Raw genomic sequence first — 20,770 nt, forward strand, 5'->3', positions numbered from 1 at the left:
CAGCGCGCTCAGGCATGGCGCAGGCCAGAGGCGATTTGTCATCCGACCGTCTGCTGTCGAGCAAGTTGCATGCCCTGCTCGCCCCTTGAAACACTTGCGTCCGTTCGTGACAGGTCAGGGAAGAAGCGCCTCGGCATTCAGCGCGAAAGCTGTTATTGTGCAAACTCGACCTGCCTGGTGCCGCAGCGGGTGGCGCGCATCTTGCCTCCCGCCGGTGTTCTGCCATTGCCACCGGAGTCCGTCATGACCTCACCCTTGCCACTGGGACCGTCATCACCCGCCATCCACCTGCCCTTGCTCGAACACTTCCGCACCGTGCGGCGCACGTCGGAGACCCTGGTGGCAGATCTGTCGGATGCCGATGCGACCGTCCAGTCGATGGAGGATGCGAGCCCGGCAAAATGGCATCTGGCCCACACGACCTGGTTTTTCGAGGAGTTTGTGCTGGGTCAGCGAATGCCGCACTACACGCCCTTCAGCGAGCCATTCCGCTATCTGTTCAACTCCTACTATGAAGCCGTTGGCGCGCGCCATCCGCGACCCAGGCGCGGCCTGCTCACGCGGCCGACGCTCGACGAAGTGCTGGCCTATCGCGAGACAGTGGACGAGGCCATGGAAACAGTGCTGGAAAGCCCGCATACCGAAGCGGAACTCGGAGTCATCGTACTGGGCCTGCATCACGAACAGCAGCATCAGGAATTGCTGCTCACCGATATCCTGCACCTGTTCGCGCAAAACCCGCTACGCCCGGCATATGCGTTGCGCCCCGTGCCCGTGGCGGTGACGGATACCCCGCATCCACCGGAGTGGATTACCTTCGACGGCGGTATCGTGGAGGTCGGTTCGGCCATCGATGCCCCGTTTTCCTTCGATTGCGAAGGCCCTCGCCACGCAGCCCTGCTGCAGCCATATGCCTTGTCGTCGCATCCGGTCAGCAATCGGCAGTGGTGCGAGTTCATCGATGACGATGGCTACCAGACCGCTGCCAACTGGCTGTCGGACGGTTGGGCATGGGTGAACCGCGAAGGCATCGAAGCCCCGCTGTATTGGGAGTCGCGCGACGGCACCTGGTGGCATATGACGCTGCACGGATTGCAGCCACTCGATCTCGATGCCCCGGTGACGCATGTCAGCTTCTATGAAGCCGATGCCTTCGCACGCTGGTGCGGCAAGCGCCTGCCGACCGAGTTCGAATGGGAAGCCGCCTCCGCTGGGCTGGCCCTGGACGGCAATTTTGCCGACAGCGGTCGCCTGGCGCCGATGGCCGATCGGCAGCCGAATGTCGGCGTGCTACGGCAGATGTTCGGCGATGTGTGGGAATGGACCGCGAGCCCCTTCCTGCCCTACCCGGGTTTTCAGCCCTCGCCGGGCGCGATCGGCGAATACAACGGCAAGTTCATGTGCGGCCAGATGGTGTTGCGCGGCGGCTCATGCGTGACGCCCGCCGGGCACATCCGGCCGACCTACCGCAATTTCTTCTATCCGCACCAGCGCTGGCAGTTCACGGGGCTGCGGCTGGCCGATGATCGTTGAGCGCGGTGCATGCCGGCAGTCAACCGGAAAACATGAAGCACGTATCGCACCACAGGCATTGCTGACTTATACAAAATTTTGTATAGTTGGTCATGATCGATCCAAAACCTGTCGAATTCCTGGGCAATGCCCTGGAGGCGCTTCGCGCGTTTCCTTTGGCGGCCCGGCGCGATGCAGGCCATCAGCTCGATCGGGTGCAGAACGGTTATGAGCCGGATGACTGGAAACCCATGCATAGCGTGGGCCAAGGGGTAAAGGAAATCCGGATCCGCGATGCTGCCGGAGCATTTAGAGTCATATATGTCGCCAAGTTCGCCGATGCTGTGCACGTGCTTCACTGTTTTCAGAAGAAAACGGAAAAGACCAGCAAAACCGATCTGGACTTGGCAGCCAAGCGTTACCGCGATTTGCTGAAGGAGGTGAACCCATGAGCAAGCAGCGATTTGCCAGCGTGTGGGATGCCATCGAGGACACTCCCGAAGCGGCGGAAAACATGAAGTTGCGCTCCATCCTGATGATGGCACTCGCCAACCACATTACCCGCACCGGGATGAGCCAGGCCCAGGCTGCCGAAGTCCTGGGCGTGACCCAGCCCCGCGTTTCCGATCTGATGCGGGGCAAGATCAACCTCTTTGGTCTCGATGCCCTGGTCAATATGACCACGGCTGCCGGGCTTCATATCGAAATGCGGGTGCTCGAAGCCGCCTGAATTGCGCGGCATTCGCTACCCGACCTGTCTGCCGGTCGCCTACCAGCCGCTACGCGTTCCCGGCTGCAGCTTGCGCAGGCGCGAGGCCAGGCCGTCGGCGATTTCGGTGTGGTCGGCCTGCCGGGCAAAGTCGACGGCGGTCATGTTGCGCTGGTTCTTGAGCGTTACCACCGCGCCTTCATCGAGCAGCAGTTTGACCAGGTGGATGTTGCCGCTGCGCGCGGCCATCATCAGCGGTGTGGTGAGATTCGGGCTTTCGGCATCGACGTAGGCGGCGTGGTCGAGCAGATAGCGGGCGATCTCCAGATGCCCGCCGGCTGCAGCGTAGTGCAGCGGCGCCCAGCCTTTCTTGTTGACTTCGGCATCGTGCTTCTCCACCAGGATCTTGACGATATCGAAATGCCCACGTAGCGCGGCCAGCATCAGGGCGTTTTCGCTGCTGCGGTTCTCGGCGTCCGGGTCAAGCTTGGGCGATTTGAGCAATTCCCTGGCCGCTTCGAGCGCATTCTCCTGGATTGCGCTGATCAGCAGCGGCGTGCCCTTGGCATCGGTACCGTTGGGATCAGCGCCCTTGGCCAGCAACTGCCTGATGCCCCAGGCGTTATCCAGCTCCACGGCCTTGCGCAGATCTTCAGCCGGCCCTGCCCAGGCGGCCCCGTGCACGCACAGCAGAATGGCCAGGAAAGCCGGTAGGGCCTGGAAAATTCTCACTAATGACATGAAATTATCGTTCTATCTTGTTGAATAGGCGGAAAAAATTATCCGTCGTCTGTTCAGCGACCTGTTCCAGCGGAAGCCCGCGCAGCGTTGCAATACACTCGCCGACATGGCGCACCCAGGCCGGCTGGTTGGTCTTGCCACGATACGGCACAGGCGCGAGATACGGTGAATCGGTTTCAATCAGCATGCGGTCCAGCGGGACTTTTTTCGCAGTCTCCTGCAGGTCGGCCGCACTCTTGAAGGTCACGATACCGGAGAAGGAAATGTGGAATCCCAGGTCGAGAGCACGCTTTGCGACGTCCCATGTCTCCGTGAAGCAATGCATCACGCCACCGGCCTCGCCTGCCTGCTCCTCGGCCATCAGCCGCAGCGTATCCTCGGCCGAGGCGCGGGTGTGGATCACCAGCGGTTTCCCGGTTTGCCGTGCCGCGGCGATATGGACGCGGAAGCGTTCGCGCTGCCACTCCATGTCGGCGATGCTGCGGCCGTTCAGGCGGTAGTAATCGAGCCCGGTTTCGCCGATGCCGACTACACGCGGATTGTCGGCAAGCGCCACAAGCTGTTCCACGCTGGGTTCGCTGACGTCCTCGGTGTCGGGGTGCACGCCCACCGTGGCATACAGGTTCGGATGGGTTTCGGCCAACGCGAGCACATTGGGAAACGCTTCGAGCGTGACGGAAATGCACAGCGCGTGCGTCACCTGATTGTCCCGCATATTGGCCAGCAGTTCGGGCATGCGGCTCGCGAAATCTGGAAAATCCAGGTGGCAATGTGAGTCAACAAACATTTTTAAATCAATTGCTTATGTATGAATTCAGAGAAGTGACTTAAAGTCACGCAAGCCATCTGATACGGCATTGCAATGCATGGGTGCTCAGCCTTCAGGCCGGCTGCATCGCGTGGATGCACGCAAAAGACGGCGTGCCGTCGCGCCAGTCTGCGGTCAGCCGACGCGCGGTGCTGCAGTCTGCTGCGCTCCTAAGCTGCGCCGCTGCCGTGCCCTCTTACAGCGTCTGTGTCGGCCGTTGCGAAGCCAGGGTCTTGCCAAGCAGTTCCTCGACCGTTCGGCGCAGTGCGCGCCCCTGGTCATCATCACCCAACTGCACGCCGATACCCGGCGTCTTGTTGGCCAGGCCGACCGGCGTGATCCACGCCACGCGCCCGGCTACCTGATACTTGTTGGGTCGGTCAAACAGCGAAAGCACCAGGAAAACTTCTTCACCCAGCCGGTAAGGCCGGTTGCTTGGAACGAAGATGCCGCCGTTTTTGAGGAAAGGCATATAGGCGGCATACAAACCCGCCTGGTCCTTGATGGCCAGCGATACCACGCCAGGGCGCGGCATGCCTGAACCACCTAGCGTTCTTGGTGCGGCATCGGAAATCGGACGGGTCACAAGTGGATCGCGCGAGTCGGCGCTCATGGGCGGGCATTCTCCGTGACAAACATGCGGCGATACTCCAGAAACACGCTTTCCAGCACCAGGCGGGCTGCAAGCGGATGATGCTCATGCCGCCGCCGTTCCTGCACGGCACGCAGCATGGTCTGCAATGCCAGCGGCTCAACCTGGGCGGCGCACGCGGCGGCCGCTTCGGCATGGGCCGGAAAATAGCGGGGACGCCCTGCCATTCTCAGCGAAATCAGGTCGAACAGCCAGCGCTGCAGGGTCCCGAATACCAATGGCAGTGGTGTTTTCTGCAACAGTTCGGCAGCCGCCAAGGGCTCGAACTTACCGGCGCGCGCCAACTGCGCGACCAGCGCGGCCAGTTGTGGGCGCTCATCGGCGCCGGCGGCTTCCAGCGCGGCTAGTGGCGCATTGCCCGATTCCGCCAGCAAGGCGGCGGCATCCGGTACGCCTTGCGTCTTGAGCCAGGCGAGCGCGGCCTCGTGGCGCGGCGGCTGCACAGCATACTGGCGGCAGCGCGACAGAATCGTCGGCAGCAGTCGGTCAATCCGGTCAGTAATCAATAAAAACAAGGTACTGGATGGCGGTTCTTCAAGTGTTTTCAGCAGGGCGTTGGCTGCCTCCACTGGCAGCATTTCCAGTGGATACATCACCACCACGCGCCAGCCGCCGCGGTGTGTGCCGACGCCAACGGCATCGATCAAGCGGCGCACTTGCTCGATACGGATGATCTTGCTGGGAGCCTTCTTCTTGCTGCCTTCCTTGCTTTCCTTGCCACCCTCGCCGCTTTCGCTGCCTTCGGATTCGTCATCGAGGGCTTCCGGCCGGACCAGATGAAAATCAGGGTGATTCCCCTGCCCGAACCAGTGGCAGGACTCACACTGTCCGCAGGCCTGGCCGTCGGCAGCCGGCGTGCTGCACAACAGGGCCTGGCCAAAGGCCATGGCCAGTGCGCGTTTGCCAATGCCGGCCTGACCATGGAGCAGTACAGCATGGGGCATCTGCGGACGCAGTGCGTTCAGTGCTTGCCAGTCCTCAGCTTGCCACGGAAAAATCATGAATTTCAATAGGTTATGGATTATTTCAAGAAATGACGTGAAGACTTTCGCTGTGGAAAAATTCCTTCGAAATCAAATTCTTGTGATCAATTCTTCAAGTTTAACGCGAATGGCATCAATGGGTTCCGTTGCGTCGATCACGACGTAGCGTGCCGGTGCCTCTGCCACGCGCCGCAGGTATTCCGCCCGCGTCCGCTCGAAAAAGGCGCGGGTCTCCGCCTCGAACTTGTCGGGCGCGCGGGTTTGCGCCAGTCGTGCACTGGCGGTCTCTACGGGGACGTCGAAGAGCAATGTCAGGTCGGGCCGCAGATCTTCCTGCACCCAGTGCTCCAGGGCCTCCAGCTTCTCGCGCGCCAGCCCGCGCCCACCGCCCTGGTAGGCAAAGGTAGCGTCGGTGAAGCGGTCGGAAATCACCCAGTCACCACGCGCCAGCGCCGGCTCGATGATCTCGGCGATATGCTCGCGGCGCGCGGCAAACATCAGCAGCGCCTCGGTTTCCAGATGCATCTTGCGATGCAGGAGCAGTTCACGCAGTTGCTCGCCAAGGGCGGTACCGCCCGGCTCGCGCGTGGTCACGACCTTGCGCGCGGGGCTTGCCTGCCCGTGGCCCTGGGCTCCCAGCCGCTGCCGTAACAGGTCGGCGAACCATTCGAGGTGGGTGCTCTTGCCGGCACCGTCGATGCCTTCGAACGTGATGAATTTTCCGCGCATGTCATTTACCGCGTTGATACTGGTTAACTGCCCGGTTGTGCTCGGGCAGCGTGGCGGAAAAATGGCTGGTGCCATCTCCGCGCGCCACGAAATAGAGTGCATCGCTGGGCGCCGGGGCTACCGCGGCCATCAGGGATGCCGCGCCCGGCAGCGCGATGGGCGTGGGCGGCAAACCCACGCGGGTGTAGGTATTGTACGGAGTGTCAGTCTGCAAGTCGCGCTTGCGGATGTTGCCGTCAAAGCGTTCGCCCATGCCGTAGATCACCGTAGGGTCGGTCTGCAGCAGCATGCCCTTGCGCAGGCGATTGATGAACACCGAGGCAATCATCGGCCGCTCGCTGGCCTGCCCGGTTTCCTTCTCGACGATGGAGGCAATGATCAGCACCTCGTAGGGGTTCTTGTATGGCAGGTTCGGCGCACGCGCAGCCCATGCGTCATCGAGCCGCTTGCGCATGGCGTCGTGTGCGCGGCGGTACAGGTCGAGATCGCTGCTGCCACGGGCGAACAGGTAGGTATCGGGAAAGAACAGCCCTTCCGGATGACGTTCCTGGATGCCCAGCCGCTCGAGCAAGGCGGCGTCGGACATGCCGCGCGTCTCGTGGCGCAATGCCGGATGCGCGTCGATTGCTGCGCGCATGCGCCGGAATTCCCAGCCTTCGATGACCGTCACCACATGGTGCGTCACCTCGCCGCGCGCGAGCTTGCCGAGGATCGACCACGGCGTGGCGCCCTGCTCCAGCTCGTAGCCCCCAGCCTTGAGGTTGGCGCCATTGCCGCTCACGCGTGCCAGCAGTACGAACAGCAACTCCGGCATGGCCACGCCGCCGCGTTCCAGCTGGCGCGCTACGCTCGGCACGGAAGAACCGGGCTTGATGATCACTTCCACCGGCGACGTGCGCAGCGTGACGGGGCGTTGCGCCCAATAGGTGAACAGCCCTCCTGCCAGCATAGCCAGCAACAGGACAAACAGCATCAGCCGGGTGAGGAATCGTCTCATGAATGGTCGTGCGTCGCCGTGCAAACCGCGACGGTGGTATCGTTTGGGGTATGGCGGCATGCCGCGTTTGCATAGTGCGGCATGCTGCGGACCCGTATGATAAACCGGCAAGCACGGTGGATCATGCGAAACACGACTTCGCGGCGCCACGTTGCGGTTGCCAGCGGCACATCCGCCCGTGCGCCCATGCGCCCGACTCTTTAATTCCGGACGGTTTGTCCCAACATGCCAACCATGTTTACGACCCAATTCAGCATAAGCGAACAATTTGCCGCCGTGAGCGGCGGCTCGGTGGTCTGCGCTCCCAACGACATCAGCCTGATCCGCGTGACTGGCGATGATGCGGCGACCTTCCTGCACAGCCTGTTGACCAATGCCGTGGAAGACCTCGGCCTGGGCGAAGCCCGGCTCGCCGGGATGTGCTCGCCCAAGGGGCGCCTGCAGGCCACCATGATGATGTGGCGCGACAACGAGGGGCTACTGCTGCAAGTCCCGGCCGACATCGCGCCGGGGCTGCAAAAGCGCCTGACGATGTTCAAGCTGCGCGCCAAGGTGATGCTGTCCAGTGCCGATGAGGTGCTGCGCGTATTCGGCACGGCCGGGCCCGATGCCTCCAAGAGCCTGGCCGCTTTCGGGCTCGAACTGCCCGCTAGCGTGTGGGGCGTGACGCATCAGCCGAACGGCACGGTGATTCGCCTGCCGGATGCGGCAGACCGCGAGCGCTATCAGGTCATCCTCGCGCACGAACAGGCGAGCGATGCATGGAAGGTCCTGTCCGCCACCCTGCTGCCGGTGGACACCGAGGTGTGGAACTGGCTGCACGTGCAGTCGGGCATCCCGCGCATCGTTACGGCCACGCAAGAGCAGTTCGTGCCGCAGATGATCAATTTCGAGGTCGTGGGCGGCGTCAATTTCCGCAAGGGGTGTTATCCCGGCCAGGAAGTCGTCGCGCGCAGCCAGTACCGTGGCACGCTCAAGCGCCGCATGTTCCTCGGCCATGTCGCCCTGGAAGGCCTCGACGTGCCGGCGCCAGGCACCGAGCTGTTCAGCGAGGCCGATGCTGGTCAGCCGTGCGGCATGGTAGTGAACGCGGCCGGCGCTCCCGACGGCGGCAGCCATGTGCTGGCGGAACTGAAGCTGGACACCGTGGATACGCTCGTCCACGTCGGTTCCGCAACAGGCCCGACGCTCACGCTGGTGGCGCAGCCCTATGCGCTGCCAGTTGCAGAGAGCTGAGCCGCCGCATCCATTGGAAAAGACCCCGCCATGAGCCTCCACCTCTACGTCTATTTCAAGGTGCCCCAGACGGCCGCCGCCGACCTGCTGCCGCGCTGGTGGCACTGGCTCGACACGGTCGAGGATGCCACCGGCGTAGCGGGCTCGCTGTTGCGCCGGCCAGGCGTGGGCAGCGATGGACTGCAGACCTGGATGGAGGCCTACCAGGACATTCCCGAGGCCTTTGCCGAGACGCTCGATCGCCTGTGGTCAGACCGGGGCCTGCAGCCGTTTCTGTCCGGCCCACGCCACACCGAACTGTTCGCCGACCAGGAACGGCCGGACATGGAGCGCTGAACGATGTGCCTGATCTTGACCGCCTGGCATGCGCACCCTGACTATGCCTTGGTGGTTGCCGCCAATCGCGACGAATTCTACGAACGCCCGGCCGATGCGCTGGGCTGGTGGGACGATGCGCCGGATATCCTCGCCGGCCGCGACCGCGCTGCCGTCAACGGCGCCAGCGGCACGTGGCTGGGCCTGGCCCAGGGTGGCCGCTTTGCGGCCCTGACCAACTACCGGGCGCCGTCCGAGAAACGTACCGATGCCCGCTCGCGGGGCGAACTGGTGCGCGGCTTCCTCGCCGGCAGCGAACAGCCCGCCACTTTCCTGCACGACCTGCGGCCGCGCCAGGGTGTTTACAACGGTTTCAATCTGCTGGCGTCCGATCTGCAGAGCCTGTGGTGGTACAGCAACCGCGCCGCCACCGGACTGCCGCAGCGTCTGCAGGCGGGCGTCTATGGTCTGTCGAATGCGCTGCTCGACACGCCCTGGCCCAAGGTGCGCAGCCGCGTGGCGGCGTTCGCGGAGGCCCTGGCGGCCGATACCGGGCGACGTGGCGCCAGCCTGTCACCCTATCTCGCTTTGCTGGCCGACACCCGCCAGCCGACCGACGACGCCTTGCCCGAAACTGGCGTGAGCCTGGAATGGGAACGCGTGCTGTCGTCGGCCTTTATCCGTTCGCCACGCTACGGCACGCGTGCCAGCACGGTCCTGCGTGTACGCCATGACGGCAGTTTCGACATGCTGGAACGCAGCTTCGACGCCAGCGGCTGTATCGGCGAACGACACGAAAGCGGCGTGCTGCGGCACTCGTCGGAAACGGCCTGACGCCGCTCAGCGCCCGTCCAGTGCCAGCCGCATGGTGATGTGCTCGATACCGGCTTCCATAAAAATCTCGCCTTCACGCACAAAGCCGGCGCGCCGGTAGAACGCCTCGGCATGCGTCTGCGCATGCAGTACGACCTCCGCGTAACCGAGTATGCGCGCCTGTGCGATCAGCGCTTGCAGGATGGCCATGCCGACGCCTGAGCCGCGTGCCTCGGCAAGTACCGCCATGCGCCCGATATGGCCATCCGGCAGCAGGCGGCCGGTGCCGACCGGCATGCCTTGCGCATCGGTGGCGATGGCGTGCCAGCAGTCCGCGTCAGCGGCATCCCATTCGAGTTCGGCAGGCACGCCTTGCTCTTCGACGAACACGCGCGTGCGGATGGCGCCCGCCACTGTCCCGACCTCATCCCAGCGTCCCAGGTGAATATGCTGTTCAGGCATGTGGCCCTCCGGTGTTCGATGAAGCGGCGTGCGACGATGACGCAGCCACGGGCGGCAGTATCTCGTACGCCGCGATACGGTCACGCATCACGGCCGGCACCGGGACTGGCTGTCGCGTGCCCATGTCGGTGCTCACGTAGATCAGTTCGGCGCTGGCGACGTGGTCAGCGCCGCGATGCATCTCGATCAGGAACTGCAGGCTGGTGCGGCCGATGCGGGCGATGCGCCCGCACAACTCGAGCTCGTCATCGTAGCGCGCCGACATGTGGTACTCGACCGTGGACTTGACCACGTACAGGTCCACGCCGCCTTCGAGGCGGTCCGGATAGCGCAGGCCGATGGTGCGCCAGTATTCGGTGACGCACACGTCCGCATACAGCAGGTAGTGCCCGTTGAACACCACGCTCTGGGAGTCGACCTCCGCCCAGCGTACGCGCAGCGGCACCTTGTGCCGGAAATCAGTTCGTGCCATGTTGCTGTTCTCCTGCACGTCCGCGCTCAAGGCCAAATGCGCGCCGCAGGGCATGGCCTGCGTCCGCATGGGCCTTGGCCACGGCTGGCACGAAACGCGCCATCTTGAAAAAATCGTGGATCATGCCATCGTAATGCACCAGTTCCGCGGCCACGCCTGCCGCCTGCAGCTTGCGGGCATAGGCGATGCCTTCGTCGACCAGTGGGTCGAATTGCGCCACGGCGATCCACGCCGGACAGCAGCCCGTTACATCCGCCCCATCTCCACCCGCATCGAGCGGGGCGAAGCGCCAGTCATCGCGGTCTGCATCGCTGCGCAGGTAGTGGGAGAAGAACCACAGGATCATCTCGCGCGTCAGCATGTAGCCCTCGGTCAGCGCGAGGTGCGATGGCGTGTCCTGCCAGCCACATGTGCCGGGATAGATCAGCAGCTGCAGGACCGGCGACAGGCCCAGGTTGCGCGCCTCGATGGCCGCTACCGTGGCCAGCGTACCACCCGCGCTGTCGCCGCCGAGTGCGATGCGTGCCGGGTCTGCGCCAAGGCGCTCGGCATTGTCGAAGGTCCACTGCATGGCATCGAAGGCATCGTGCGCCGCCGTGGGAAAACGCCACTCCGGTCCCAACCGGTAATCGACCGACAGCACCATGCAGTCGCCCAGCTCCGCCAGCCGCCGGCACAGCGCATCGTGTGTGCCGATGCCGCCGACCGTGAACCCGCCACCGTGGTAGTACAGCAGCACTGGCATCGGATCGACCCACGACGGCTCGCGCGGCGCCACCAGGCGCATGGAGATGGGATGGCCGTCACGCGCGGGGATGGTGAAATCTTCCACCACGGCCATGTCTGCGGGCATCAGGTCAAGAATCGGTGCGCTCTTGGCGTAGGCGATCTTGGCATCGGCCACGTCCATCTGGTTCAAGGCGGGCCGTTTGGCTTTCTCGATCAGCTCCAGCAGATGGGCCAGTTGGGGATCGAGGCCAGCGCGGTCGAAGCGCGCGGCGGAGGCGGAGGGATCAGGTGTGTGTGGCACAGCGGAAACGGACTGGAGAGCGTCCGACAGGAAAAGTCTCAGCTCGGCATGGTACACGCGCCGGTCGGCGTACGCGACCGGCGGCCCATCACCGGCCTTGCCGGCATGGCGGCAAATATCCGCACATCCGCCCAGCCGGAATGACAGGCTGACAGACCCGGGCGCTCAGCCGTCCCCACCCCCTTCGATGGCCTTGCCACGCGGCGTCGGCATGCTCTTCACATACTTGAACGTGCCGGATCCGCGCGCCACGATCGCGCCGGAGATGTCGGTGATCTCCGCCTCGCAAAAGGCCATGGTGGTCGAGCGGTGCACGCAGCGTGCGGTCGCGCGGAGGGTGCTGCGCCCGGGCTGCATGAAGGAACTCTTCATTTCGATGGTGACCAGGCCGCGATCCAGCGGGTCGGCACCACGTCCGGCCACGGCCATGGTGACGTCGAGCAGGGTCATGATGACACCGCCGTGCGCGATGCCAAAGCTGTTGCAGTGGTGCGGCTCAAGCACCAGCTCGACCTCCGCCTTGCCGGCATCGAGATGTAGCAGCTGCGCCCCCACAAATTCAACGAAAGGGATGCGTTTGCGAAAGCCGTTGTGTTCTGCCATGGTGAGTGATGTGTGGGATGAAGCGAACGCCCCGCGCGGGGCGATCAAGCGAATCGTCTTGGTGTTCAGCCGGTCAACCCCTTGCCAGCAGCGGCAAGGCGCACGAGCAGCGGCGCGGGCTTCCACAGCTCGCCATGGTAGCCGGTGCTGAACGACTGCATGCGCGCCAGTACCTTGTCGAGCCCGACCATGTCGGCATACAGCATGGGCCCGCCGCGATGCAGCGGAAAACCATAGCCGGTGAGATACACCATGTCGATATCCGACGCCTTGGCGGCAATGCCCTCTTCCAGGATCGCAGCACCCTCGTTGACGAGGGCATAGACGAGGCGCTCGACGATTTCTTCGTCGCTGACTTGCCGCTGCGGGACGCCGGATGCCGCGACATGCTTCGCCAGCAGCCCGGCCACGACCGGCGACGGATGCGCAGTGCGGTCGCCCGGCACATAGTCGTACCAGCCCGCGCCGGTCTTCTGCCCGAAACGGCCCAGCGCGCACAGCTGGTCTGCCGTAGTCGAATAGGCCAGATCGGGATGTTCCTGCAGCTTGCGCGTGCGGATTGCCTGCCAGATATCGTTGCCGGCCAGGTCGCACATGCGGAACGGCCCCATGGCAAAGCCAAAGCGCTCGATGGCGCTGTCGATCTGCTGCGGCGTACAGCCTTCGTCCAGCAGGAACCCGGCCTGGCGAACGTACTGTTCGACCATACGGTTGCCAATGAAGCCGTCGCACACACCCGAAACCACTGCTGTCTTGCGCAGGGTTTTGGCCAGCTTCATCACGGTGGCCAGCACATCCTTGCCGGTCTGCGCGCCGCGCACGACTTCCAGCAGTTTCATCACATTAGCCGGGCTGAAAAAATGCAGGCCCACCACGTCCTGCGGACGGGTGGTGAATCCGGCAATGGCGTTGAGGTCGAGCGTGGATGTGTTGGAGGCGAGAATCGCTCCCGGCTTCATCACGGCATCGAGCTGGCGGAAGACGGTTTCCTTCACGCCCATGTCCTCGAAGACGGCTTCAATGACAAGGTCAGCATCGGCGATGGCCGCATAGTCGAGCGTGGTCTGTAGCAGCGCCATCGCGCGCTCCGCCTTCTCCGCGCTCAGCTTGCCCTTCTTGACAGTGCTGTCGTAGTTCTTGCGGATGGTTGCCACACCGCGCTCCAGCGCTTCCTGCCGTGCTTCCAGCAGAGTCACGGGCAGGCCCGCGCTGAGGAAGGTCATGGCAATACCTGCGCCCATGGTGCCGGCGCCGATCACGGCGACCTTGTGGATGTCGCGGACCGGGGTGTCCGACGGTACATCGGCAATTTTGCCGGCGGCGCGCTCGCCGAAGAAGGCATGGCGCAAGGCCCGCGATTCCGGAGTCGTCAGCAGAAACAGGAAAGCCTCGCGCTCAACCTTCAGGCCCGCTTCGAACGGCAGCCGCACGGCGGCCTCCAGGGCCTCGATGCATTTGAGCGGTGCGGGAAAGTGTGCGGAGCGGGCAGCGATTGCTGCCCGCGCGGTAGTGAGCCGACCTTCAGCATCGGGGTCCTCGATGTTCAGATCGCGCACCAGCGGATGCGGTCCGGGGCGCGTGCCGACCTCGCGTGCGAATGCCACGGCCTCGGCGAGGAGGTCCGCCGGCTGGCTGCTCTCCACGATACGATCGAAGGTACGCGTACCGGCCAGTTGCTCGGAGCGCACGACCGCGCCAGTAGTGATCATGTCCAGCGCAGTTTCCAGGCCGGTCACGCGCGGCAGGCGCTGTGTGCCGCCTGCACCCGGCATGATGCCGAGCTTGACCTCGGGCAGCGCGATCTGCGCACCCGGCGCGGCCAGCCGGTAATGGCAACCCAGTGCCAGCTCCAGCCCGCCACCCATGGCGACGCTGTGCACAGCGGCCACGACCGGCTTCGGACTGTGCTCGATAGCGGCAATGACCGATACCAGGATCGGTTCCTCCAGCGCCTTGGAAGTACCGAATTCACGGATATCAGCCCCGCCGGAAAACGCCTTGCCCGCCCCCGTCAGCACAATGGCCCGGACGCTGGCATCGGCGGCGGCGCGCTGCAGCCCCTCGATGATGCCCTGGCGCGTCGCCAGGCCCAGCCCATTCACTGGCGGGTTGGCAAGGGTGATGATGGCGACGCCATCCTGGACTTGATACTCCGCTGTCATGCTGATTCCTTGTGCTGTTAGACGGCCGGCGCCGCAGTCACCGCAGGTGGAGGCCGGGCGGATCCGCGCAGGGATGGCCGGGCATCCCGCGGACGCGCATTCATATTCGCCGCCCGCTTTCCCGTCGTGCCTTGGGCCCAAGCGGGCCGGGCAGGAAGCGATTTTGCAGCGCAATATCCGTGTTGCCAGGCAAGCATACCTGTAAAAGAACGGTCGTTCAATTTATAGCTGGGCAAAATTGTTGCGATGCGCAAAGTGCCTGTGGCTGCCCTATCTGGTTCATACCGGCGCCGATCCCGCCCTGATCTGGGCGCAATCCGGCCCCGATCCAGTCCAAGCAGCGATTGCCACGTACAATAGGCGATGCCCATTGCAACGCTTCGCGCTGCACGCGGTCTGATGTTGCACATGGCCTGCAACGGCTACGTGCACTGGTCTCCTGGCCGCCGATAGACGACAACCGATCTGTTCATGCCCCACGCTTCTACCACGGCCGCCTCCCCGGCCTCACCCGATGTTTCCCATTCCGGCTGGGATGCTGGGCTAGTACCGCAACCCGGTTTCGCCACGCTTGGCGAGCGCTTCTTCACGCGCCTGCCGCCAGCGCCGTTGCCGGATCCCGTCCTGATCGATTTTTCCGAGGAAGCCGGCACCATGCTGGGGCTGGATCGGCAGGCCGCGCAGGCGCAGGATTTCGTCGAAGTGTTCACCGGCAACCGCATACCGTCATGGGCCGATCCGCTGGCGACCGTGTATTCGGGCCACCAGTTCGGCGTCTGGGCCGGTCAGCTTGGTGATGGGCGTGCGTTGCGCCTGGCTGAAGTGGCTACGGCAGACGGCCCGCTGGAAGTCCAGCTCAAGGGGGCCGGACGCACCCCCTATTCCCGCATGGCCGATGGCCGTGCCGTGCTGCGCTCGTCGATCCGCGAGTTTCTGTGCTCCGAAGCCATGGCTGGGCTTGGCATCCCCACTTCGCGCGCACTCTGTATCACCGGTTCCAATGCACCCGTGCGGCGCGAGGAGATCGAAACCGCTGCCGTGGTTACGCGCCTGGCGCCCTCCTTCATCCGCTTTGGCCACTTCGAACATTTCGGCGCGCGCGACGATATCGCTGCGCTGCGCCAGCTGGCCGATTTTGTCATCGACCGTTTCTACCCTCAGTGCCGAGCCGCAGCGCAGCCTTATGCGGCGCTGCTGCGCGAGGTCACGGTGCGCACGGCTGACCTGATGGCGGACTGGCAGGCCGTCGGCTTTTGCCATGGCGTGATGAATACCGACAACATGTCGATCCTGGGCCTGACCATCGACTACGGCCCGTTCGGCTTTCTCGACGGCTTCAACGCCAACCACATCTGCAACCATTCCGACACGCAGGGCCGTTACGCTTACCAGCAGCAGCCACAAATCGGTTTCTGGAACCTGCACTGCCTGGCGCAGGCCATGCTGCCACTGCTGCTCGATCCGCACGGCACTGCCGCGGAAAGCGACGACGAAAGTAGGCAGGAGGCCGCTATCGCGCTGGCCCACGAGTCGCTCGGCGCGTTCCGCGAGCGCTACGCAGCGGCTTTCCTCGCGCGCTATCGCGCCAAGCTGGGGCTGGCGACGACGCAGGACAACGACGAGCAACTGCTTGCCGAAATGTTCGGTATGCTGCATGCCCAGCGCATCGACTACACCTTGTTTTTCCGCAACCTGGCCGCCATCTCCAGTACGGACGACAGCGAGGATGCGCCGGTACGCGACCTATTCCTGGACCGCAGCGCCTGGCAAGCCTGGGCGGCATCGTATCGGCAGCGGCTACAGCTCGAGCACTCGGTCGATGAGGCCCGCAGCACGGCCATGCGGGCGGTCAACCCCAAATACATCCTGCGCAACCACCTCGCGGAAATCGCCATCCGCCGGGCGCGCGAGAACGATTTTTCCGAAGTGGCGCGGCTGCGCCAGCTGCTGTCGCGGCCATTTGACGAACAGCCGGACATGGCACACTATGCGGCCCTGCCGCCGGACTGGGCCTCGGGCCTTGAAGTCAGTTGTTCCTCGTGAGAGGCGATCCCGTTCATTTGGAAGCCACCTCTCGCCGAAACCCATTACAGGAGTCCCCCATGAGCGCACGCAAGACCGACGCGGAATACCGCGCCACGCTCTCCGACATCGAATATCGCGTCACCCGCGAGGCCGCCACCGAGCGCCCGTTCACCGGCAAGTACTGGGACCACTGGGCACAGGGCACGTATACCTGCGTGTGCTGCGGCACGCCGCTGTTCGCCTCCGGCACCAAGTTCGACGCAGGCTGTGGCTGGCCGAGCTACTTCCAGCCGCTGGAAGCCGAGGCCATCGACGAGCATGTCGACCGTTCGCACGGCATGGTGCGCACCGAGGTCCGCTGCAGCAAGTGCGACGCGCACCTCGGCCACGTGTTCGAGGACGGCCCGGCACCCACCGGTCTGCGCTACTGCATCAACTCGGCGTCGCTGAATTTCCGCGACGATGCCAGTGATGACTCCACGCCGCCAGGAACATCTGGCGATGCGGCCTGACATTCACTCCAGACTTTCATCCCGATAGGAACCCGCCCCTCATGAAATTCCTGTTCGACCTGTTCCCGGTGCTGCTGTTTTTCGCCGCATTCAAACTGGCCGATATCTACGTCGCCACCGCCGTCGCCATCGTCGCGACCGTGGCGCAGATCGCCTGGGTCTGGCTGCGCCACCGCAAGGTGGAGCCCATGCAATGGATCAGCCTTGCCATCATCGCCGTATTCGGCGGGGCCACGCTCGCCCTGCACAACGAGACCTTCATCAAGTGGAAGCCGACCGTGCTCTACTGGCTGTTCGGCGCCGTGCTGCTCGGCAGCCTCGCTTTCCGCCGCAACCTGATCCGCAAGATGATGGAAAAGCAGATCGCCTTGCCCGATGCCGTATGGGGCACGCTCAACCTGGCCTGGGCCGGATTCTTCATCGTCATGGGTGTGCTCAACCTGCTCGTGGCCTACAACTTCTCGACCGATATATGGGTCAACTTCAAGCTGTTCGGCGGGATGGGCCTGATGCTGGTCTTCATCGTCATCCAGAGCCTCTGGCTGTCGCGCCACATGCGCGAACCCGACAACCACGATGCCGGAGGAGAACGCTGATGGCTGCAGACCCGCGCGCGCTCGAGGCGCGCCTGCGCGAAGTATTCGCGCCCACCACCCTGACGGTCGAGGACGAAAGCGCCCTGCATGCCGGCCATGCAGGCGCGGCTTCGGGCGGCGGACACTACCGCGTGATCATTGTCAGCGCCGCCTTTGCCGGCAAGTCACGCGTGGCGCGTCACCGCATGGTGTATGATGCGCTGCAGGCATTTTTGCCCGACCAGATTCACGCGCTCGCCATTGCGGCGACCACGCCGGAAGAACCGACCCACACAACCTCGACTTCGCATTCATGAAGAAAACCGTCCTTACGCTGAGCCTCCTGGCTGCCCTGGCTGTTTCCCCGTTTGCTGCCGCACAGAACGCCGCCGTCGTGAACGGCAAGGCCATCCCCAAGGCGAAGCTCGATGCGCTGGTGAAGAGCGCCGGCCAGCCTGACAATCCCGAACTGCGCAACCGCGCGCGCGACATGCTGATCGACCGCGAGCTGCTGGTCCAGGAGGCCAACAAGCGCGGCGTGACGCAACGCCCGGACGTGCAGGAACAGGTCGAGCAGGCCCGCCTGAATGTGATCGTCGCAGCGCTGTTCGAAGATTATGTGAAGAACGATGCCAACAACGAGGCCGACCTGCGCGCCCAGTACGAGAAGATCAAGGCGCAGTTCGGCAATGGCAAGGAATACCGCGCCCGCCATATCCTGGTGGAGAAGGAAGCCGACGCCAAGGCGCTGATCGCCCAGATCAAGGGCGGCGCCTCGTTCGAGGAACTGGCCAAGAAATCCTCCAAGGATCCGGGGTCGGGCCCGAATGGCGGCGACCTGGACTGGGCCAACCCGAATGGCTTCGTACCGGAGTTCTCGGCTGCCATGACCGGCCTGACCAAAGGCAAGATGACCGAAACCCCGGTCAAGACGCAATTCGGCTGGCATATCATCAAGCTCGAAGATGTGCGCGACGCCAAGATTCCGTCCTTCGAAGAGCTCAAGCCGCAGCTGATGCAGATGATGGCGCAAGACCAGAACTGGCAGCGCGAGAAGTTCCAGTCCATGCTGAAATCGCTGCGTGACCGCGCCAAGATCCAGTAAGCACCCCACCCCCCGGAAGAAACGGCGCCGCGGCGCCGTTTTTCTTGGTAGTCGTTAGAATGACTTTTGTATCAGGATGATTTCAGACCCATGCCATTGATCGTTCAAAGCCCCACGCCCCTCGCCGCAGACAACCTCGACGCCGTACGCGTCGCGGCTGGTGCAAGCGCCTGCCACCTGCATTCGCCGCATCTTGCCGAACTGGCGGATATCGACACGGCGGATGAAGCCCTGCGCGCCCAGCTCGACGAGATCTGCTACGCGCGTGGCATCGACTGGGCGGTGGTGCCGGCAGGCAAGCGCCTGGGCGATTTCAAGCTGGTGGTGATGGACATGGACTCCACCCTGATCACCATCGAGTGCATCGATGAGATCGCGGATTTCTGCGGCAAGAAGGCTGAAGTCGCAGCCATTACCGAAGCCGCGATGCGCGGCGAGATTCCTGACTTCAACGAAAGCCTGCGCCGCCGACTGGCCCTGCTGGCCGGTCTTGATGCCAGCGTGCTCGAACATGTCTACAACGAACGCCTCAAGCTGTCGCCGGGCGCGGAAACCATGCTCGCCGGCGTGCGTGCCGCCGGCATGAAGACGCTGCTGGTCTCGGGCGGCTTCACGGCCATGACGGAACGCCTCAAGCCACGCCTTGGCCTCGACTTCACCCGTGCCAACGAACTGGAAATCGTCGACGGCAAGCTGACCGGCAAGGTGCTCGGTGAAATCGTCAATGCCGACGTCAAGGCGCGCATCGTGCAGGAAACCTGCGCTGCGCTGGGAATTCGCACGGACCAGGCCATCGTCATGGGCGACGGCTCGAACGACCTGAAGATGATGGCGCTGGCCGGTCTCTCGGTTGCCTTTCGCGCCAAACCGGTGGTACGCGCCAAGGCCTCCGTCGCCTTCAACTTCGTCGGTCTCGACGGCTTGCTTGGACTGTTTCCCGGCAGCGCTGCCTGACGCATCTCCATGGGCATTTCCATGTCGTGAATCTCCGTCTCGTCTGGAGACGGAGGACGGGGCACCGCCGGGGCAAGCAGCACGTCAACGCCCCGACGCGCGTGACAGGTCAAGCCGAACCGGCGTCGAAATCGTCTTGAGCGCGCCGCCTAGCGCAGATGCGCTTCCAGGCTTTGTCTCACATCCGCGATCAGATCGCGTGGATCTTCCAGACCCACATAGAACCGCACCAGTCCGCCGGCCGGCTTGCCTTCTGGCGGCCAGGCGCTGGCTGTGCGCATCGACAGCACATCGTACGGCAAGGCCAGGCTGTGCGCCCCGCCCCATGAAAAGCCGATGGCGAAATGACGCAGCCCTTCGATGAAGGCATCGATCTGCGCCTGGGTGTATTGCGGCTGGAACAGCACCGAGAACAGGCCGGTCGCGCCGGTGAAATCGCGTTTCCAGATCTCATGCCCTGGGCAATCGGGCAACGCGGGATGCAGCACGCGAGCGATTTCAGGCCGCTGGCCGAGCCATTCGGCCAGCTCCCGCGCCGCGCGGTCATGCGCGGCAATGCGCACAGGCATGGTTTGCAGGCCGCGCAGCACGAGATAGCAATCGTCCGACGACACGCCCCACCCCATGCGCATGCGCGTAAGCACCAGCCGGTCCTGCAGGGCTGCGTCGTTGACGATGGTCGCGCCCATCAGCACGTCGCTGCCACCTGACTGGTATTTGGTCAGCGCCTGCACGGAGATATCTACGCCGTGCGTAAACGGCTTGAAGACGAGCCCGGCCGCCCAGGTATTGTCGATGGCTGTGCGTACGCCGCGTGCGCGCGCGGCCGCGACGATGCCAGGCACATCCGGTACTTCCATCGTCACTGAACCCGGCGCCTCGATCCAGATCAGGCGCGTTTCGGGGCGAATCAAGTCGGCAATGCCGGCGCCGATCATCGGATCGTAGCGCCGCATCGTGATACCGAAGTCGCGCGCCAGCCACGCCCCGTGGTCGCATGTGGGGCCGTAGGCGTTATCCGGCACCAGCACATCGTCGCCGGCCTTCAGGAAGGCGAAATACACCAGCGAGATTGCGGCCAGCCCGGAAGGCAGCAGCAAGGCATGGCTGCCGCCCTCGATCTGCGCCAGTTGCTGGCACAGCGCCTCGCTCGTGGGCGTGCCATGCAGGCCATAACGCCAGTACGGGCTATCGGCCCGGCCATATGCCCGCAACTCGTGCAGATTGTTGAACAGCACCGTTGAACCGCGATGCGTGGCCTGCGGAAAGGCGCGGAAGCCCGGCGGAATATCTAGCGCGGGCTGCACGGCAGCTGTCTGGGGATATGGCGGCGAACTGGGGGGATCGAAGTCAGAAGCGCTCAACTCGTTACCTC

Annotated in this window: 24 protein-coding genes; 12 read left to right on the forward strand and 12 right to left on the reverse strand. The window is 63.9% G+C overall.

Annotation, left to right across the window (positions count from 1 at the left end; genetic code table 11):
- The first annotated feature begins 243 nt into the window (after positions 1-243).
- The 3 genes from egtB (at position 244) to ACQ3C8_RS07095 (ending at position 2,242) form a co-directional block, all read left to right on the forward strand.
- On the forward strand, positions 244-1,533 hold the full coding sequence (gene egtB, locus ACQ3C8_RS07085) for an ergothioneine biosynthesis protein EgtB (RefSeq protein ID WP_428852955.1): 1,290 nt from the start codon (positions 244-246) through the stop codon (positions 1,531-1,533).
- Positions 1,534-1,625: 92 nt separating this feature from the next.
- Positions 1,626-1,964: a type II toxin-antitoxin system RelE/ParE family toxin gene (locus ACQ3C8_RS07090; protein ID WP_428852956.1), complete on the forward strand. Its 339-nt coding sequence runs from the start codon at positions 1,626-1,628 to the stop codon at positions 1,962-1,964.
- Positions 1,961-2,242, forward strand: coding sequence for a helix-turn-helix domain-containing protein (locus tag ACQ3C8_RS07095; RefSeq protein WP_428852957.1), 282 nt, complete (start codon positions 1,961-1,963; stop codon positions 2,240-2,242). Before ACQ3C8_RS07090 ends, ACQ3C8_RS07095 begins: the two co-directional genes overlap by 4 nt.
- A 39-nt stretch (positions 2,243-2,281) precedes the next feature.
- Here ACQ3C8_RS07095 and ACQ3C8_RS07100 read toward each other — a convergent pair whose 3' ends face one another.
- From ACQ3C8_RS07100 to mltG, 6 genes are all read right to left on the reverse strand, one after another.
- A complete protein-coding gene (locus ACQ3C8_RS07100; protein ID WP_428852958.1) occupies positions 2,282-2,962 on the reverse strand; it encodes an ankyrin repeat domain-containing protein in 681 nt (226 codons plus the stop codon).
- A gap of 4 nt (positions 2,963-2,966) precedes the next feature.
- Entirely contained in the window at positions 2,967-3,749 is a 783-nt protein-coding gene (locus ACQ3C8_RS07105; RefSeq protein WP_428852959.1) for a TatD family hydrolase, read from the reverse strand.
- A gap of 217 nt (positions 3,750-3,966) precedes the next feature.
- A complete protein-coding gene (locus ACQ3C8_RS07110; RefSeq protein WP_009522660.1) occupies positions 3,967-4,383 on the reverse strand; it encodes a PilZ domain-containing protein in 417 nt (138 codons plus the stop codon).
- Positions 4,380-5,423 carry a DNA polymerase III subunit delta' gene (locus ACQ3C8_RS07115; protein WP_428852960.1) on the reverse strand — a complete coding sequence of 348 codons (1,044 nt, stop codon included), beginning with the start codon at positions 5,421-5,423 and terminating at the stop codon, positions 4,380-4,382. The genes ACQ3C8_RS07110 and ACQ3C8_RS07115 overlap by 4 nt, the downstream gene beginning before the upstream one ends.
- A 72-nt stretch (positions 5,424-5,495) precedes the next feature.
- Entirely contained in the window at positions 5,496-6,134 is a 639-nt protein-coding gene (tmk, locus tag ACQ3C8_RS07120) for a dTMP kinase (protein WP_428852961.1), read from the reverse strand.
- 1 nt (position 6,135) lies between these two features.
- Positions 6,136-7,131: an endolytic transglycosylase MltG gene (gene mltG, locus ACQ3C8_RS07125; protein ID WP_428852962.1), complete on the reverse strand. Its 996-nt coding sequence runs from the start codon at positions 7,129-7,131 to the stop codon at positions 6,136-6,138.
- 234 nt (positions 7,132-7,365) lie between these two features.
- Here mltG and ACQ3C8_RS07130 point away from each other — a divergent pair, with 234 nt between their 5' ends.
- Genes ACQ3C8_RS07130 through ACQ3C8_RS07140 form a run of 3 tightly spaced genes read left to right on the forward strand, consistent with a single transcriptional unit; the run spans position 7,366 to position 9,516 of the window.
- Positions 7,366-8,367: a YgfZ/GcvT domain-containing protein gene (locus tag ACQ3C8_RS07130; RefSeq protein ID WP_009522665.1), complete on the forward strand. Its 1,002-nt coding sequence runs from the start codon at positions 7,366-7,368 to the stop codon at positions 8,365-8,367.
- Between the two features lie 30 nt (positions 8,368-8,397).
- A complete protein-coding gene (locus tag ACQ3C8_RS07135; RefSeq protein WP_009522666.1) occupies positions 8,398-8,703 on the forward strand; it encodes a DUF4936 family protein in 306 nt (101 codons plus the stop codon).
- Between the two features lie 3 nt (positions 8,704-8,706).
- The gene (locus tag ACQ3C8_RS07140; RefSeq protein WP_428852963.1) at positions 8,707-9,516 is read left to right on the forward strand and encodes an NRDE family protein; all 810 of its coding nucleotides are present in this window, start codon (positions 8,707-8,709) and stop codon (positions 9,514-9,516) included.
- A 6-nt stretch (positions 9,517-9,522) separates the two neighbouring features.
- On the opposite strand, the gene ACQ3C8_RS07145 is transcribed toward ACQ3C8_RS07140, so the two are convergent.
- From ACQ3C8_RS07145 to ACQ3C8_RS07165, 5 genes are all read right to left on the reverse strand, one after another.
- Positions 9,523-9,957: a GNAT family N-acetyltransferase gene (locus ACQ3C8_RS07145; protein WP_428852964.1), complete on the reverse strand. Its 435-nt coding sequence runs from the start codon at positions 9,955-9,957 to the stop codon at positions 9,523-9,525.
- Positions 9,950-10,429 carry an acyl-CoA thioesterase gene (locus ACQ3C8_RS07150; RefSeq protein ID WP_009522669.1) on the reverse strand — a complete coding sequence of 160 codons (480 nt, stop codon included), beginning with the start codon at positions 10,427-10,429 and terminating at the stop codon, positions 9,950-9,952. The genes ACQ3C8_RS07145 and ACQ3C8_RS07150 overlap by 8 nt, the downstream gene beginning before the upstream one ends.
- The gene (locus tag ACQ3C8_RS07155) at positions 10,416-11,459 is read right to left on the reverse strand and encodes an alpha/beta hydrolase (protein ID WP_428852965.1); all 1,044 of its coding nucleotides are present in this window, start codon (positions 11,457-11,459) and stop codon (positions 10,416-10,418) included. The genes ACQ3C8_RS07150 and ACQ3C8_RS07155 overlap by 14 nt, the downstream gene beginning before the upstream one ends.
- 165 nt (positions 11,460-11,624) lie before the next feature.
- Entirely contained in the window at positions 11,625-12,062 is a 438-nt protein-coding gene (locus ACQ3C8_RS07160; RefSeq protein WP_428852966.1) for a PaaI family thioesterase, read from the reverse strand.
- A gap of 65 nt (positions 12,063-12,127) precedes the next feature.
- A complete protein-coding gene (locus tag ACQ3C8_RS07165; protein ID WP_428852967.1) occupies positions 12,128-14,224 on the reverse strand; it encodes a 3-hydroxyacyl-CoA dehydrogenase NAD-binding domain-containing protein in 2,097 nt (698 codons plus the stop codon).
- Between the two features lie 471 nt (positions 14,225-14,695).
- On the opposite strand from ACQ3C8_RS07165, the gene ACQ3C8_RS07170 reads away from it, so the two are divergent.
- From ACQ3C8_RS07170 to serB, 6 genes are all read left to right on the forward strand, one after another.
- Positions 14,696-16,267, forward strand: a complete 1,572-nt coding sequence (locus tag ACQ3C8_RS07170; protein WP_428852968.1) for a protein adenylyltransferase SelO — start codon at positions 14,696-14,698, stop codon at positions 16,265-16,267.
- Between the two features lie 59 nt (positions 16,268-16,326).
- Entirely contained in the window at positions 16,327-16,761 is a 435-nt protein-coding gene (msrB, locus tag ACQ3C8_RS07175) for a peptide-methionine (R)-S-oxide reductase MsrB (RefSeq protein ID WP_428852969.1), read from the forward strand.
- Positions 16,762-16,802: 41 nt separating this feature from the next.
- Positions 16,803-17,357, forward strand: coding sequence for a septation protein A (locus ACQ3C8_RS07180; RefSeq protein WP_428852970.1), 555 nt, complete (start codon positions 16,803-16,805; stop codon positions 17,355-17,357).
- The gene (locus ACQ3C8_RS07185) at positions 17,357-17,653 is read left to right on the forward strand and encodes a BolA family protein (protein WP_009522676.1); all 297 of its coding nucleotides are present in this window, start codon (positions 17,357-17,359) and stop codon (positions 17,651-17,653) included. The genes ACQ3C8_RS07180 and ACQ3C8_RS07185 overlap by 1 nt, the downstream gene beginning before the upstream one ends.
- Positions 17,650-18,441, forward strand: a complete 792-nt coding sequence (locus tag ACQ3C8_RS07190) for a peptidylprolyl isomerase (protein ID WP_428852971.1) — start codon at positions 17,650-17,652, stop codon at positions 18,439-18,441. Before ACQ3C8_RS07185 ends, ACQ3C8_RS07190 begins: the two co-directional genes overlap by 4 nt.
- A 90-nt stretch (positions 18,442-18,531) precedes the next feature.
- A complete protein-coding gene (serB, locus tag ACQ3C8_RS07195) occupies positions 18,532-19,395 on the forward strand; it encodes a phosphoserine phosphatase SerB (protein ID WP_428852972.1) in 864 nt (287 codons plus the stop codon).
- 149 nt (positions 19,396-19,544) lie between these two features.
- Here the strand turns inward: serB and ACQ3C8_RS07200 are convergent, their stop codons facing one another.
- Positions 19,545-20,759 carry a cystathionine beta-lyase gene (locus ACQ3C8_RS07200; protein ID WP_428852973.1) on the reverse strand — a complete coding sequence of 405 codons (1,215 nt, stop codon included), beginning with the start codon at positions 20,757-20,759 and terminating at the stop codon, positions 19,545-19,547.
- Between the last annotated feature and the right edge of the window lie 11 nt (positions 20,760-20,770).

Source organism: Imbroritus primus (assembly GCF_964332355.1).
GTDB classification, from domain to species: Bacteria; Pseudomonadota; Gammaproteobacteria; order Burkholderiales; family Burkholderiaceae; genus Imbroritus; species Imbroritus primus.